Source organism: Agreia sp. Leaf283 (genome assembly GCF_001422485.1).
GTDB lineage: Bacteria > Actinomycetota > Actinomycetes > Actinomycetales > Microbacteriaceae > Agreia.
The window spans coordinates 301,203-315,598 of record NZ_LMNF01000003.1 but is presented as its reverse complement, the minus strand read 5'-3'; the positions used below and the strand labels follow the sequence as shown (position 1 = coordinate 315,598).

Annotated in this window: 11 protein-coding genes; 2 read left to right on the top strand and 9 right to left on the bottom strand. The window is 68.5% G+C overall.

Annotated features, from left to right (window positions below; all coding sequences use genetic code 11):
* Nucleotides 1–56 precede the first annotated feature (56 nt).
* The 8 genes from gatB to ASF51_RS15085 all read right to left on the bottom strand — a co-directional run bounded on the left by gatB (nucleotide 57) and on the right by ASF51_RS15085 (nucleotide 9,730).
* Nucleotides 57–1,574 carry an Asp-tRNA(Asn)/Glu-tRNA(Gln) amidotransferase subunit GatB gene (gene gatB / locus ASF51_RS15120; RefSeq protein ID WP_044442839.1) on the bottom strand — a complete coding sequence of 506 codons (1,518 nt, stop codon included), beginning with the start codon at nucleotides 1,572–1,574 and terminating at the stop codon, nucleotides 57–59.
* Nucleotides 1,574–3,109, bottom strand: coding sequence for an Asp-tRNA(Asn)/Glu-tRNA(Gln) amidotransferase subunit GatA (gene gatA, locus ASF51_RS15115; RefSeq protein ID WP_055931637.1), 1,536 nt, complete (start codon nucleotides 3,107–3,109; stop codon nucleotides 1,574–1,576). The genes gatB and gatA overlap by 1 nt, the downstream gene beginning before the upstream one ends.
* A complete protein-coding gene (gene gatC / locus ASF51_RS15110) occupies nucleotides 3,109–3,408 on the bottom strand; it encodes an Asp-tRNA(Asn)/Glu-tRNA(Gln) amidotransferase subunit GatC (RefSeq protein ID WP_055931632.1) in 300 nt (99 codons plus the stop codon). The genes gatA and gatC overlap by 1 nt, the downstream gene beginning before the upstream one ends.
* A 123-nt stretch (nucleotides 3,409–3,531) precedes the next feature.
* On the bottom strand, nucleotides 3,532–5,853 hold the full coding sequence (ligA, locus tag ASF51_RS15105; RefSeq protein WP_055931629.1) for an NAD-dependent DNA ligase LigA: 2,322 nt from the start codon (nucleotides 5,851–5,853) through the stop codon (nucleotides 3,532–3,534).
* A complete protein-coding gene (gene mnmA / locus ASF51_RS15100) occupies nucleotides 5,853–7,055 on the bottom strand; it encodes a tRNA 2-thiouridine(34) synthase MnmA (RefSeq protein WP_055931626.1) in 1,203 nt (400 codons plus the stop codon). The genes ligA and mnmA overlap by 1 nt, the downstream gene beginning before the upstream one ends.
* A 130-nt stretch (nucleotides 7,056–7,185) precedes the next feature.
* Entirely contained in the window at nucleotides 7,186–7,569 is a 384-nt protein-coding gene (gene trxA, locus ASF51_RS15095) for a thioredoxin (protein WP_055931623.1), read from the bottom strand.
* Between the two features lie 175 nt (nucleotides 7,570–7,744).
* Nucleotides 7,745–9,244: a catalase gene (locus tag ASF51_RS15090; protein WP_055931620.1), complete on the bottom strand. Its 1,500-nt coding sequence runs from the start codon at nucleotides 9,242–9,244 to the stop codon at nucleotides 7,745–7,747.
* Nucleotides 9,245–9,286: 42 nt separating this feature from the next.
* Nucleotides 9,287–9,730 (bottom strand): Fur family transcriptional regulator, encoded by a 444-nt coding sequence (locus tag ASF51_RS15085; RefSeq protein WP_055931617.1) that lies wholly within the window; start codon nucleotides 9,728–9,730, stop codon nucleotides 9,287–9,289.
* 134 nt (nucleotides 9,731–9,864) lie between these two features.
* On the opposite strand from ASF51_RS15085, the gene ASF51_RS15080 reads away from it, so the two are divergent.
* A complete protein-coding gene (locus ASF51_RS15080; RefSeq protein ID WP_082480124.1) occupies nucleotides 9,865–10,842 on the top strand; it encodes an endonuclease/exonuclease/phosphatase family protein in 978 nt (325 codons plus the stop codon).
* A gap of 220 nt (nucleotides 10,843–11,062) precedes the next feature.
* On the opposite strand, the gene ASF51_RS15075 is transcribed toward ASF51_RS15080, so the two are convergent.
* Entirely contained in the window at nucleotides 11,063–12,259 is a 1,197-nt protein-coding gene (locus ASF51_RS15075) for a cysteine desulfurase family protein (protein WP_055931611.1), read from the bottom strand.
* Between the two features lie 53 nt (nucleotides 12,260–12,312).
* Here ASF51_RS15075 and glgX point away from each other — a divergent pair, with 53 nt between their 5' ends.
* Nucleotides 12,313–14,361, top strand: coding sequence for a glycogen debranching protein GlgX (gene glgX / locus ASF51_RS15070; protein WP_055931608.1), 2,049 nt, complete (start codon nucleotides 12,313–12,315; stop codon nucleotides 14,359–14,361).
* Nucleotides 14,362–14,396: the final 35 nt, after the last annotated feature.

The following is a 14,396-nucleotide window of genomic DNA, read 5'->3' as shown; positions in this document are numbered from 1 at the left end:
ACAGGCTCGGGGAGCGGATGTCCGTTCCCTGAGCCTGTCGAAGGGCCGACCCGCGACTACTCGGGAAGCGCCGTGGCCCTCTCGAGAACCAGTTCGCGAACGCGCGCCGCGTCGGCCTGACCCTTCATCGCCTTCATCACAGCACCGATCACGGCACCGGCGGCCTGCACCTTGCCGTCGCGGATCTTGGCGAGAACGTCGGGCTGGCTCTGCAGCGCCTCGTCGATGGCGGCGATCAACGCGCCGTCGTCTGACACGACGGCCAGGCCGCGCGCATCCACGACCTGCTGGGGCGTGCCCTCGCCGGCGATGACGCCCTCGAGAACCTGCCGCGCGAGGCGGTCGGTGAGAGTGCCGGCGTCGACGAGCGCCACGAGCTGTGCGACCTGCAGCGGGGTGACGAGCGTGGTCGCGTCGACACCCTGCGCGTTGGCGGTGCGGGCGATCTCGCCCGTCCACCACTTGCGGGCCGCAGCGGGCGCGGCACCCGCCGCGACGGTCTCGATGACCTCGTTCACGAGACCGGAGTTCGTGAGGTCCTGGAACTCGAGGTCGGTGAAGTTCCACTCGGCCTTCAGGCGACGACGGCGGATGGCCGGGGCCTCGGGAAGAGCTGCGCGCAGTTCTTCGATGAGCTCGGCCGACGGAACGACGGGCAGCAGGTCTGGCTCCGGGAAGTAGCGGTAGTCGTCGGCGTCGGACTTGGGTCGACCGGCGGAGGTCTGGCCCGTGTCCTCGTGCCAGTGGCGCGTCTCCTGCGTGATGGTTCCGCCGTCGTCGAGGATGGCGGCCTGGCGCTGGATCTCGTAGCGGATGGCCCGCTCGACGCTGCGCAGCGAGTTGACGTTCTTCGTCTCGGTGCGTGTTCCGAGCGGCGCGGGCGGCTCGCCCTCCGGGGTGCGTCGACGCAGCGAGATGTTGGCGTCGCAGCGCAGGTTTCCGCGCTCCATGCGCGCCTCGGAGATGCCGAGTCCCACCACGATGTCGCGGATAGTCGAGACGTACGCCTTGGCGAGCTCAGGGGCGTCTGCCTCGGCTCCGTAGATGATGTCGGTGACGATCTCGACCAGGGGAACACCCGCACGGTTGTAGTCAACGAGCGAGTACTCGGCGCCCTGGATGCGACCGGTCGCGCCGCCCACGTGGGTGAGCTTTCCGGCGTCCTCCTCCATGTGCGCACGCTCGATCGGCACCGTGAACATGCGCCCGTTCGGCAACTCGACCTCGACCGACCCCGCGAACGCGATGGGCTCGTCGCTCTGCGAGATCTGGTAGTTCTTCGCCAGGTCGGGGTAGAAGTAGTTCTTACGGGCGAAGCGGCTCGTGGGCGCGATCGAGCAGCCGAGCGCGAGGCCCAGGCTGATGGCGTAGCGCACCGCCTGGCCGTTGACCACGGGAAGCGAGCCCGGCAGACCGAGGTCGACGGGGGTTATGTTCGTGTTGGGCTCGCCGCCGAAGTAGTTCGGCGCGTCGGAGAACATCTTGGTCTTGGTGCTGAGCTCGATGTGCACCTCGAAGCCGAGCACCGGCTCGAAGAGCTCGAGCGCGCGGTCGTAGTCCATCAGTTTCGCCATCAGACGGCTCCCTCGTCGGTCGCGTTCATTTCACTGGGAGACAGGTCGGGCGCCTGGCTCAGGAGCGTGTGCCCCCACTTCTGCTCGAGGAGCGCCTCGAGCGCGGCGGCCACCCCATACAGTCGGGCGTCTTCGCGTGCCGGTGCCAAGAACTGGATGCCGACGGGCAGCCCGTCTTCGGCGGCCAGTCCCACGGGCACCGAGATTCCGGGGATTCCCGCGAGGTTGGCCGGGATCGTGGCGATGTCGTTGAGGTACATCGACAGCGGATCTCCGGTCTTCTCTCCCAGCTTGAACGCAGTGGTGGGCGCCGTGGGCGACACGAGCACGTCGGCGTTCGCGAAGGCGGCCGCGAAGTCGCGCTGCACCAGCGTGCGCACCTTCTGTGCGCTGCCGTAGTAGGCGTCGTAGTAGCCAGCCGAGAGCGCGTAGGTTCCGAGGATGATGCGGCGCTTCGCCTCGGCGCCGAAGCCCTGCTCGCGGGTGGCGCTCATCACGTCTTCGACGGTGCCGCCGCCCTTCGGGTTGACCCGCAGGCCGAAGCGCACGGAGTCGAACTTGGCCAGGTTGCTGGAGGCCTCGGCGGGCATGATCAGGTAATACGCGGCGATCGCGTGCTCGACACTCGGAAGTGCGACCTCGGTGATGATCGCGCCGGCGCCCTCGAGAAGGGCGAGAGCCTCACGGAAGCGTTCCATGACGCCGGGCTGGAACCCGTCGCCCTGGAGCTCTGTGATGACCCCGATGCGGAGGCCTGCGACGTCGGCGTTGCGAACCGCCTCGGCGAACGACGGCCAGACGTCGGTGAGCGACGTGGAGTCGCGCGGGTCGTGCCCGCCGATCACGTCGTGCAGCAGTGCGGAGTCGAGGACCGTGCGCGACACCGGACCGATCTGGTCGAGGCTGGAGGCGAGGGCGATGGCGCCGTAGCGGCTGACCCCGCCGTAGGTGGGCTTGAGGCCGACCGTGCCGGTGACGTGCGCGGGCTGGCGGATGGACCCGCCGGTGTCGCTGCCCAGGGCGAACGGCGCCTCGAAGGCGGCGACCGCGGCGGCGGAGCCACCACCGGAGCCTCCGGGGATGCGCTCGAGGTCCCACGGGTTGTGCGTGGGACCGTAGGCGGAGTGCTCCGTCGACGAGCCCATGGCGAACTCGTCCATGTTGGTCTTGCCGATGGAGACGAGGCCTGCGGCACGCAGCTTGGTCATGACCGTGGCGTCGTAGGGCGGAACCCAGCCCTCCAGGATCTTGGAACCGCTCGTGGTGGGCATGCCCTTGGTGACGATGACGTCTTTGATGGCGATGGGAACGCCGGCGAGCGGGTGCAGCTCTTCTCCGGCCGCGCGACGACGGTCGATGTCGGCCGCCTCGGCGAGGGCGCTGTCGGATGCGACGTGCAGGAAGGCGTGAACGGACCCGTCGACCGCGGCGATGCGGTCGAGGTGCGCCTGTGTGGCCTCGACCGAGCTGACCTCGCCCGAGCTGAGCTTGATGGCGAGTGCGTCGGCGGTGAGCCTTGTGAGATCGGTCGTCATTACTGCTCCTCCCCCAGGATGGCGGTGACCCGGAATCTCGAGCCGTCGTGGTCGGGCGCACCGGCCAGTGCTTCTTCGGCGGTGAGGGTCTGGCCCACCACGTCGTCTCGGAACACGTTCTGCAGTGGAATCGGGTGGCTCGTGGCCGGCACATCGGGCGTCGCGACCTCGGTGACCGTGGCCACGTGGTCCATGATCGACCCGAGCTCGCTCGTGAGCGACACGATCTCCTCGGGTGTCAGCGCGATACGGGCGAGGCTGGCCAGGTGGGTGACCTGCTCCTGCGTGATTTCGGACATGCTGCTCCGTGTCTTCATTCGGGGGGAGTTCGGACGAACCCACCGATTCTACCGGAGCCGCGTTCCCTGAGCCTGTCGAAGGGAACCACCCGTTCCCTGAGCCTGTCGAAGGGAACGACAGGGTCAGGGAGCGACGTCGTCGGGCGCGCTCTCCGCCTCGGGGGCCGGGCCCAGCGCATCCGGCCCTTGCGTGACGAGGATCGCGAACTGCTCGGCGTCGATGATGCGCAGGCCGAGGGCCTCGGCCTTGGTGAGCTTGGAGCCGGCACCGGGGCCCGCGGCCACGAAGTCGGTCTTCTTGCTCACGCTCGACGCGGCCTTGCCGCCCGCATTGATGATCGCCTCGAGCGCGCCCTCGCGGGTGAACCCGTCGAGCGAGCCTGTGGCGACGACGGTGACGCCCGAGAGCACGCCGCCCTCGATGACGGCTGCGCCGGGGCCCGGATGCCCGGGGGTCGCGAACTGCACACCAGCGGCGGCCCAGGAATCCACGATGTCGACGTGCCAGTCGACGGAGAACCAGTCGATCAGCGCATCGGCGATGATCAGCCCCACACCGTCGACGGCGGCGAGCTCCTCGCGGCTCGCCGCACGGATCGCGTCGAGCGAGCCGAAGTAGTCGGCCAGGGCGCGCGCGGCCACAGGGCCGACGTGCCGGATCGACAGCGAGACGAGGATGCGCCACAGCGGCTTGGTCTTGGCCTTCTCGATCTCGGCGAGAAGCTTCACGGCGTTCGTCGACGGAACCGAGAACTCGTCGCCCGCGAACTCCGCCGCCTTCGGTTCGCGCGTGTCGGGATTGTAGGCGCCGTCGCGCTTCTGGCGTCGGCGCTGGAAGGGCTGAACCCGCTTGGGCTCGCCGTCGTCGGTGAGCTTGACCATGCCCGTCTCGTTGTCGCGCACGACCACCGTGATCGGGAAGATATCTTGCATGCGCAGGGCGAACAGACCCGCCTCTGTCTCGAGCGGAGGATCGGACGGTTCGAGCGGCTGGGTGAGCGCGGCGGCCGACACCTCGCCGAGCACCTCGATGTCGAGGCCGCCTCGGGATCCCACGTGCTCGACGCGGCCGCGCACCTGGGCGGGGCAGCTGCGCGCGTTCGGACAGCGCAGGTCGACGTCGCCCTCTTTGGCCGGGGCGAGCCTCGTGCCGCACTCGGGGCAGTTCTCGGGCATCACGAACGCGCGCTCGTCGCCCGTGCGCAGCTCGACCACCGGGCCGAGCACCTCGGGAATGACGTCGCCCGCCTTGCGCAGCACCACGATGTCGCCGATGAGCACGCCCTTGGCCTTGACCACGTCTTGGTTGTGCAGTGTGGCCTGGCGCACCTCGGAGCCGGCGACCTCGACCTTCTCCATGACCGCGAACGGCGTGGCGCGGCCCGTGCGCCCGACGCTCACGACGATGTCGAGCAGACGGGTGTTGACCTCTTCGGGCGGGTACTTGTAGGCGGTGGCCCAGCGTGGCGCGCGGCTCGTGGCCCCGAGCTCGGCGTGCAGGGCGAGGTCGTCGACCTTGATGACGATGCCGTCGATCTGGTGCTCGACGCTCGCGCGATGGATGCCGTTGTAGCGGATGAACTCGACGACGTCGTCGACCAGGTCGAAGACCTTGAAGTGGGTCGAGATGGGAAGACCCCAATGCTCGAGCAGGCCGTAGACCTCGCTCTGCGCCGCGACGGGCGGATTCGGCCATGCGCCGATGCCGTGCACCAGCATGCGCAGGCGAGACAGGCGGTTCTCGACGAGGGCGAGTTGCTTGGCGTTCTTGCCCTCGGTCTTCTGGCGAAGAGAGCCGGCCGCCGCGTTGCGCGGATTGGCGAACACGCGCTCCCCCGCCGCCTCCTGCGCCGCGTTCAGCTCGTCGAACGATGCCACGGGAAAGAAGATCTCGCCGCGCACCTCGACCAGGGGCGGATGCCCGGTGCCCTTCAACCGCGCCGGGATCTGCTTGATCTGCAGCACGTTGTCGGTGACGTCTTCTCCGACCACACCGTCGCCGCGGGTGGCTGCCGTGACGAGAACACCGTTCTCGTAGCGCAGGTTGATGGCGAGCCCGTCGATCTTGAGCTCGGAGAGATAGCGCACGGCGCTGCGGCCGGCATCGCGTTCGATCTTCGCGGCCCACTCGCGCAGCTCGTCTTCGCTGAAGACGTTGTCGAGGCTGAGCATGCGCTCGGCATGCGTGACCGGCGCGAACATCGTGGTCTCGGCGCGGCCGCCCACCGTCTGCGTGGGACTGTCGGCGCTCTGCAGCTCGGGGTGCGCCCGTTCGATGGCGTCGAGTCGCCGGACGAGGGCGTCGTACTCGGCGTCGGAGGCGGTCGACGCGTTCTTATCGTAGTACTGGTCGCGCAGTTCGAGGATGCGCGTCGTGAGCTCGTCGGCCTCGACCTTGGCCTCTGCGAGGTCGGGGGTGACCTCGTCGGGCAGGACCTCGGCCATCAGGCCACGGCTCCCGCCGCAGCGGGCACGGCTGGGACTGCACTGGTCGAATCGGCACTGGTCGAGTCAGCACTGACCGTGCGATCGATGGTGCACTGGCCGAGCACGCGGGTGCCGATGTAGACGACGGCCGTCTGGCCGGGAGCGACCCCGTTGAGCGGCGTGTGCGGCGTGATCACGAGTTCGTGATCGGATGCCGGTCGCTGGCCCTCGACGGGAACGGGCACGTCGAGCGCGCGCACGACGGCGGTCGCGGGAACCGGGTCGGCGTGGGCGCGGATCTGGACCTCGCACTCGAAGGCGATCTGCGGGTTCTCGGGAGCGAGCCCGGCCCAGGTGAACCGGGCGCCGGCGATCTCGGAGATGTCGAGCGCCTCCTTGGGGCCGACGACGACCTGGTTGCTCACGGGTCGCACCTCGAGCACGAACCGGGGCTTGCCGTCGGGCGCGGGCATGCCGAGGTGGAGGCCACGGCGCTGGCCGACGGTGAACGAGTGGGCCCCGTCGTGACTGCCCACGACGCTGCCGTCACGCTCGACGACCTGGCCGGTCTCGGCGCCCACGCGCTCGGCGAGCCAGCCCTTCGTGTCGCCGTCGGGGATGAAGCAGATGTCGTGGCTGTCGGGCTTCGACGCCACCGAGAAGCCGCGTTCGGCGGCCTCGGCACGGACCTCGGCCTTGGAGGGCGTCGCGCCCAGGGGGAACATGCTATGCGCCAGCTGCTCGCTGGTGAGTACACCCAGCACGTAGCTCTGGTCTTTGGCCCATGTGGCGGCGCGGTGCAGCTCGCGGTTGCCTTCGGCGTCGGTGACGATGTTGGCGTAGTGGCCCGTGGCGACCGCGTCGAAGCCCAGGTCGACGGCCTTCTCGAGGAGGGCGGCGAACTTGATGCGCTCATTGCAGCGCATGCACGGGTTGGGGGTGCGCCCCGCCGTGTACTCGGCGACGAAATCGTCGACGACGTCGGCCTTGAACCGCTCGGAGAAATCCCATACGTAGTAGGGGATGCCGATCTTGTTTGCGACACGCTGCGCGTCCATCGAGTCTTCGATGGTGCAGCAGCCGCGGGCACCGGTTCGCAGGGTGCCCGGCATGCGCGACAGCGCCAGATGAACCCCGACCACGTCGTGCCCTGCCTCGACCGCGCGTGCGGCGGCCACGGCGGAGTCGACCCCGCCACTCATTGCTGCTAAAACCTTCACGTGACGAGCTTACGTGAGGCCTCGGACAGCGTCACCGGAGTAGCGACGGGCCTCCGAATGCCGAATGGCGCCGTCACGCCCGTCCCGTCGTACGGGATGGGCGCGACGACGCCATTCGGCGACGATGAGACTATTCTGCGGGCTTAGCCTCTGCTGCGTCTGCCTCGGCCTGGGCCTTCATCGCGGCCTCGACGTCGAGCGCCTTGAGCTGCGCAACGAGGTCGGCGAGGGCGGGCGCCGGAAGCGAACCGGCCTGGCGGAACACGGGCACGCCGTTCTTGAACGCCATCAGGGTCGGGATCGAGGTGATCTGCGCGGCAGCGGCGAGCTGCTGCTGGTCTTCGGTGTCGATCTTTCCGTAGACCACGTCGGTGTTGTCTTCGCTGGACTTCTCGAAGACGGGCGCGAACTGCTTGCACGGGCCGCACCAGTCGGCCCAGAAGTCGAGAAGAACGATCTCGTTGTCGGTGATGGTCTTGTCGAGGGATTCGGCGGTGACGGTAACGGTAGGCAAAAGGGGCCTCCTCGTGAAGATTGTCGATTGATGGTCGTGCGGTTCGCGAAACGCTACCGCACGGTGTCTACAACAGAACGGGGTTGCGCTGCATTCCCGGGGCGGGCGTTCCCTGAGCCTGTCGACGTTGCCCTTCGACAGGCTCAGGGAACGACAGGCTCAGGGATCGGTCGCGCTATGCCCCGATGCCCACGACCTCGGGCTGCTCGTTCGAGCCGGGGGCGCTGGGCTCGACCGCTGCGGCCACGCGGGCGCCGAGCGTCGCGTCGACGTTCGTCCAGTACTGGTAGACGCGCTGGCGGAGGCCTGCATCGGTCACCTTCGAGACGTGACCCGCGATGTTCGCGACGAGCCGGTCGCGAGCCGCGTCATCCAGAACCTCGCGCACCAGCGTGCCGGCCTGGCCGAAGTCGTCGTCGTCGGCGTGCAGCTCGGCGGCGGCGCGCACGAGCTCGCCGTCGGACTCCCAGCCCGCGTCGGCACCGGCCCGGGCGGGGTCCGCGTGCGGGCCTCCGTGCGAGTTCGGTGCGTAGACGGGCGTCTCGGCAGACGTGAATCCGTGGCGCATCGCCCCGTCTTTCGAGTAGCTGTGCAGTGGCGCGGTCGGCGCGTTCACGGGCAGCTCCGCGTGGTTCGTTCCCACGCGGTAGCGGTGCGCGTCGGCGTAGCTGAAGATGCGCGCGAGCAGCATCTTGTCGGGGCTGGCGGCGATTCCGGGAACGAAGTTCGACGGCGCGAACGTGGCCTGCTCGATCTGCGCGAAGTAGTTCTCGGGGTTGCGGGTCAGCGTCATGGTTCCGACCTCGTGCAGCGGGTAGTCCGCGTGCGGCCAGACCTTCGTGAGGTCGAAGGGGTTGAAGCGGTAGGTGGCCGCGTCGGCATAGGGCATGATCTGCACGCTCAGGGTCCAGCTCGGGTAGTCGCCGCGCTTGATCGCCTCAGACAGGTCGCGGATGTGGAAGTCGGCGTCCTCTCCGGCGATGCGGTCCGCGTCGGTCTGGCTCAGGATCTCGATGCCCTGGTGGGTCTTGAAGTGGTACTTGACCCAGAACCGCTCGCCGGCGGCGTTGATCCACTGGTAGGTGTGCGATCCGAAGCCGTCCATGTGCCGCCACGAAGCCGGCAGACCGCGGTCTCCCATGAGCCAGGTCACCTGATGGGCGGTCTCGGGCGACAGCGTCCAGAAGTCCCACTGCATGTCGTGGTCGCGCAGGTGCGTTCCCGGCAGGCGCTTCTGCGAGTGGATGAAGTCGGGGAACTTGATTCCGTCGCGGATGAAGAAGACGGGCGTGTTGTTGCCGACGAGGTCGTAGTTGCCCTCGTCGGTGTAGAACTTCAGCGCGAAGCCGCGCGGGTCGCGCCAGGTGTCGGGGCTGCCCTGCTCCCCCGCCACGGTCGAGAAGCGCGCGAGCATGTCGACGGATGCGCCGGGCTGGAAGAGGCTGGCGCGCGTGTAGGCGGAGACATCGTGGGTGGTGACGAAGGTTCCGAACGCGCCGCCGCCCTTGGCGTGCACAATGCGCTCCGGCACCTTCTCGCGGTTGAACTGGGCGAGCTTCTCGACCAGGTAGTGATCGTGCAGCGTGATCGGTCCGTCGGTTCCGACGGTCTGCGAATGCTCATCGCTGGCGACCGGGGCGCCGGAGTTGGTGGTGGTGAAGGCATCGGTGGACATTGTTCTCCTTGTAAATCGGGCGGTCGGGAGGATGTACGAGATCTAGGCTGGCACTGCTGCCTGACAGGCAGGACAGAGACCCCAGAACGTGACCTCGGCGGTCTGGATCTGGAATCCGCCGGATGACGACGGAGTCAGGCACGGGCTATGGCCGACGGTGCAGTCGATGTCTTCGACCGCTCCGCAGCCGGTGCAGACGACGTGGTGATGGTTGTCGCCCACACGGCGCTCGTAGAGCGCCGGCGAGTGGGCGGGCTCGATGCGTCGCACGAGCCCGGCTTGCGTGAACGCGGCGAGGATTCCGTGCACGGCCTGCACGCTCGTTCCCGGCACCAGCGGAAGCACCGCGCGGAACACCCGCTCGGCCTCGATGTGGGACTCGTTCTCGAGCACGCCGAGAACGGCGACCCGGGGCTCGGTGACCCGCAACCCGGCGTGACGGATGCTGTCGGCCAGGGCCGTCGCATCCGCTCGCTCTGTCGTCATGCGTCAACCCTAGGTGCTTGTTTTGAATTACTCAAAATAACGACACGCCCCGGCGTGTCACGTCATCGTCGTCATCAACCGTTCACCGGCGGGGCTGGGCATTCGTCCAGCCTGCCCGTGCAGACTGGAGGGCGATGTCTCTCCTGGCCGAGACGCCCCGGGCGTCACCCTCACGGAAGCGTCGGCCGTCTGGAGGTCGACGCGCGCTGAACGCCGTCGTCGTGGCGTCCTCCCTGCTTCTCGCGGCCCTCATCGTGCTGCACAACTGGGTTCCCGACGTGGGCGGCCTCGGCCTGCTTGTCGACTCCGCCGCGCCATGGCTGGGAGTGTTCATCCCGCTGCTCATCGTGCTCGCGGCCTTCGCCCGCCGCGGCCGGCCGTGGGCCGCCGTGATCGTGCCGGTCGCAGCCTGGGGCCTCGTCTTCGGAGCGACGATCATCCCTCTGAAGTGGACCGCGCCGCCCGCGAGCGCGAACACGCTCACCGTGGCCAGTCAGAACGTCGAGGCGAGTTCGGGAACAGGGGCGGCCTCTGCCGCAGACCTCGTCGCCACCGGCGCCCAGGTCGTGGCCATCCAGGAGATGGACGCCGAGTCGAGTGCCCAGGTGTCGTCGGTGCTCGACGCCAGCTACGAGTACTCCTACCAGGTCGGCACGGTCGGCCTCTGGAGCAGCTACCCGATTCTGAACGCCCAGCCGTGGGACCTCGGACTCGGCTGGCAGCGCGCCCTCGCCGCCGACCTCGAGACTCCCGAGGGCCTGGTCAGCATCTACGTCATCCATGCCGCGTCGGCTCGCATCGGCGACCACGCCGATCGCGACGAGATGCTGAAGAACCTCGCCGACGTTCTGCCGAACGACGAGAACGATCGTGTGATCGCGGTCGGCGACTTCAATGCGGCCTCGACAGACAGGGCGTTCAAGCCGATCCTGTCGCAGCTGAACGAGCCCAACCAGAGCGACGGACTGTTCGGCTTCACGTGGCCGGCGACGCCGTTCCCCCTGGCGAGACTCGACCACTTCCTGCAGCGCGGACTCGACGTCACGTCGAACACGGTCATTCCCGCCGGCGGCAGCGATCACCTGGCGATCGTGGCCACCGTCAACCTGTAGGGCAAGTCCGGTGGCGCTGTCGCGCCCGTCCAGCGCGTCGGGATGGGCGCAATGGCGCGACGCGACGGCACGCAGGAGTCGTCTCATCACAAGCGTGGCCCAGCCGCCTGCGCTGATTGAGTAGCCGGGCGAGGAACGAGCCGGCGTATCGAAATCACCCCACGGTGGCCTCGATACGCTCGTTCCTCGCTACTCGACCAGCGCAGAACCGCGGCGCCGCTCAGCGCGCGTGGCCCAGCGGCACGAGCCTGTCGCTGAGGCCCGCCTTGGATGCCTGGGTGAAGGCCGCGGGCAACGCGGCCACGAGCGCGTCGACGTCCGCCTCCGTCGTTCCGTGTCCCAGCGTCATGCGCAGCGCTCCCCTCGCATCGGCCTCACTGAGGCCCATGGCCGTGAGCACGTGCGACGCCTCGGGAACGCCGGCCTGGCAGGCGGATCCCGTGGAGACCGACAGCCCCGCCACGTCGAGCAGGAAGAGGAGCGAGTCGCCCTCGCAGCCGGGGAAGGTGAAGTGGGCGTTTCCGGGAAGCCGGCCCGCCGCATCCGGATCGCCCCGCAGCACCGCCTCGGGAACTGCCAGCCGCACGCTCTCGATGAGCCGGTCGCGCAAGACGGCCAGCGCGGCCGCGTGGCCGTGCACCTCGTCGGATGCGCGGCGGGCCGCGACCCCGAACGCGACGGCGCCGGCGACGTCCTGTGTTCCGCTGCGGCCGCGCTGCTGGCTGCCGCCGTGGAAGAGGGGCACGATCTCGGCGGAGCGCGAGAGCAGGAGCGCGCCGACGCCGACCGGACCGCCGATCTTGTGCGCCGAGATGCTCAGGGCGGCGGCGCCCGACGCGTGGAAGTCGAGCGGCAGGTATCCGAACGCCGACACGGCGTCGACGTGGGTGGGAACGCCGAACTCGGCCGCGACGGCGGTGAGCTCGGAGACCGGCTGGATCGTGCCGACCTCGTTGTTCGCCCACAGGACCGAGACGAGGGCCACCGATTCGGGATCGCGCTCGATCGCCTCGCGCAGGGTCTGCGGATGCAGTCGGCCGAGTTCGTCGATCGGCAGCCAGTCGATCTCGGCGCCGTCGTGGGCGGCCAGCCACTCGACCGCGTCGATGGTGGCGTGGTGCTCCCCGCCGGGAACGAGGATGCGAGGGCGCGGACGGGCCTCCTGCCGCTTCCAGAAGAGGCCCTTGATGCCGAGGTTCACCGCTTCTGTTCCCCCCGAGGTGAACACGACCTCGACGGGCTCGGCCGACACGCTCGCCGCGACGAGCTCGCGAGCCTCCTCGAGCATGCGCTTCGCCTGCTGACCCTGGCTGTGGATCGACGCGGGGTTGCCGACGACCCCGAGCGCCTCGATGTACGCGTCTCGCGCATCGGGGAGCATCGGCGTTGTGGCCGCATGGTCGAGGTAGACGGGCACGACGACTCTTTCCGTGATCTGTTCGAAACCTGGCAATCACTACTCTAAGACGCATGACTGTCGCCGATCCCCTCGCCAACATGGGCGTTCGCCTCACGGCCCACGGAGGCGAGATCCGGGTCTGGTCGGAACACGCCGAGAAGGTGGAGCTGTGCCTGTTCGACGACAAGGATGCGAACTGGATCTACAAGACCGTCGAGCTGACCCGCGACCGGCACGGGGTGTGGTTCGGCCGCACCCGTGAGCTCGTTCCCGGCCGCCGGTACACCCTGCGCGTCGCGGGCCCCCAGGGTCCGACCCACCGCTTCGACCCCACCAAGCTGCTGCTCGACCCGTACGGCAAGGGAATCCAGCGGCTCAGCTCGGGGTCGCAGCGCTCCGTCGTGGTCGACGAGTCGTTCGACTGGGCCGGCGTCACGAAGCCGAACACTCCACTCGACCACTCGGTCATCTACGAGGCGCACCTCAAGGGCCTGTCCGAGCTCAATCCCCGCATCCCCGAGGAGCTGCGCGGAACCTATGCCGGCCTCGCCCACGAGACCACGATCGGCTACCTGAAGAACCTCGGCGTCACGGCGGTGCAGCTGCTTCCCGTGCAGTCGTTCGTGTCGGAGCAGCGGCTCATCAAGCAGGGACTGCGCAACTACTGGGGCTACAACACGCTCGGGTTCTTCAGCCCACACGCGCTCTACGCCTCGAAATCGGCCCAGGCCCAGGGCGCCAGCGCCAACCTCCGCGAGTTCAAGGGCATGGTCAAGCTGCTGCACGAGGCCGGCATCGAGGTTCTGCTGGATGTGGTCTACAACCACACGGCAGAGGAGGGTCCCGGCGGCCCGACCACGAGCTTCCGCGGCATCGACAACGCCAGCTACTACCGGCAGACCGCCGGCGGCACGTACATCGACGTCACCGGATGCGGCAACAGCATCAACACCGCCACCCCGGCCGTCTCACGCATGATCCTCGACTCCCTGCGCTTCTGGGCGAACGAGGTGCAGGTCGACGGATTCCGTTTCGATCTCGCGGCCACCCTGGGACGCAACGCCGACCACTATTACGACCCGCAGCATCCGCTTCTCACCGACATCGTCTCGGACCCGGCGCTTCAGAACGTGAAGATGATCGCCGAGCCGTGGGATGTCGGCATGGGCGGATGGCAGACCGGCAACTTTCCCGACGGCTGGTCGGAGTGGAACGACCGCTACCGCGACCGCATGCGCAAGTTCTGGCTGCGCGACATCCGCTCGATCCGGGAGCACGGCGATCCGGGCGACGGCGTGGGAATGCTCGCGACACGCCTCGCCGGATCGTCGAACACCTTCGCCCAGCACCGGGGGCCCCTGTCGTCGATCAACTTCATCACGGCCCACGACGGGTTCACGATGGCCGACCTCACGGCCTACGACACCAAGCACAACGTGGGCAACGGCGAGTCGAACCGCGACGGCACCGACAACAACATGTCGTTCAACCACGGCGTGGAGGGGCCGACCTCGTCGAGGCCGATCGAGGCCGCCAGGCGCCAGGCCATGCGCAACCTCATGGGCACCCTCCTGCTCTCGGCGGGCGTGCCCCTCATCACCGCCGGCGACGAGTTCGGTCGCAGCCAGAAGGGCAACAACAACGCGTACTGCCACGACAGCGAGCTGACCTGGCTGAGCTGGGACAGGCGGCGCTGGCAGAAGGACCACTGGAAGACGACCCAGCACCTGCTGAAGCTGCGGCGCGAGAACCCCGCGCTGCGGCCGGTCCGGTTCGGCATCTTCGGCGAGACCACCCCGAGCGCCAGCCAGATGGACTGGTACGACGCCACAGGATCGTCGATGTCGGTCTACGACTGGAACTCGGCGGAGAACCGCACCCTGCAGTACATGGCGGCGTCCACGCCCGAGCACGAGGAGTTCAATCGCATCCTGCTCGTGATCCACGGCATCGAGGCTCCGGTCACCGTGACCCTGCCCGTGCACAGGGGAGTGGCCTCGTACACGGAGCTCTGGAACTCGGGCGAGGACGCCCCGAACCCGGAGGAGGGGCCCACCTACGAGCCCGGCACGGAGATCGAGATGTCGCCCTCGTCGCTTCGCCTGTTCCGAGCCAACTGACCCCCTTCGACAGGCTCAGGGAACGAGCCTGTCGA

What these genes read in the sequence shown, in the direction of transcription:
- gatB (WP_044442839.1), bottom strand. Translation starts at nt 1,574, where the DNA reads ATGGCGAAACTGATGGACTACGACCGCGCGCTCGAGCTCTTCGAGCCG.
- gatA (WP_055931637.1), bottom strand. Translation starts at nt 3,109, where the DNA reads ATGACGACCGATCTCACAAGGCTCACCGCCGACGCACTCGCCATCAAG.
- gatC (WP_055931632.1), bottom strand. Translation starts at nt 3,408, where the DNA reads ATGTCCGAAATCACGCAGGAGCAGGTCACCCACCTGGCCAGCCTCGCC.
- ligA (WP_055931629.1), bottom strand. Translation starts at nt 5,853, where the DNA reads ATGGCCGAGGTCCTGCCCGACGAGGTCACCCCCGACCTCGCAGAGGCC.
- ASF51_RS15090 (WP_055931620.1), bottom strand. Translation starts at nt 9,244, where the DNA reads ATGTCCACCGATGCCTTCACCACCACCAACTCCGGCGCCCCGGTCGCC.
- ASF51_RS15085 (WP_055931617.1), bottom strand. Translation starts at nt 9,730, where the DNA reads ATGACGACAGAGCGAGCGGATGCGACGGCCCTGGCCGACAGCATCCGT.
- ASF51_RS15080 (WP_082480124.1), top strand. Translation starts at nt 9,865, where the DNA reads ATGTCTCTCCTGGCCGAGACGCCCCGGGCGTCACCCTCACGGAAGCGT.
- glgX (WP_055931608.1), top strand. Translation starts at nt 12,313, where the DNA reads ATGACTGTCGCCGATCCCCTCGCCAACATGGGCGTTCGCCTCACGGCC.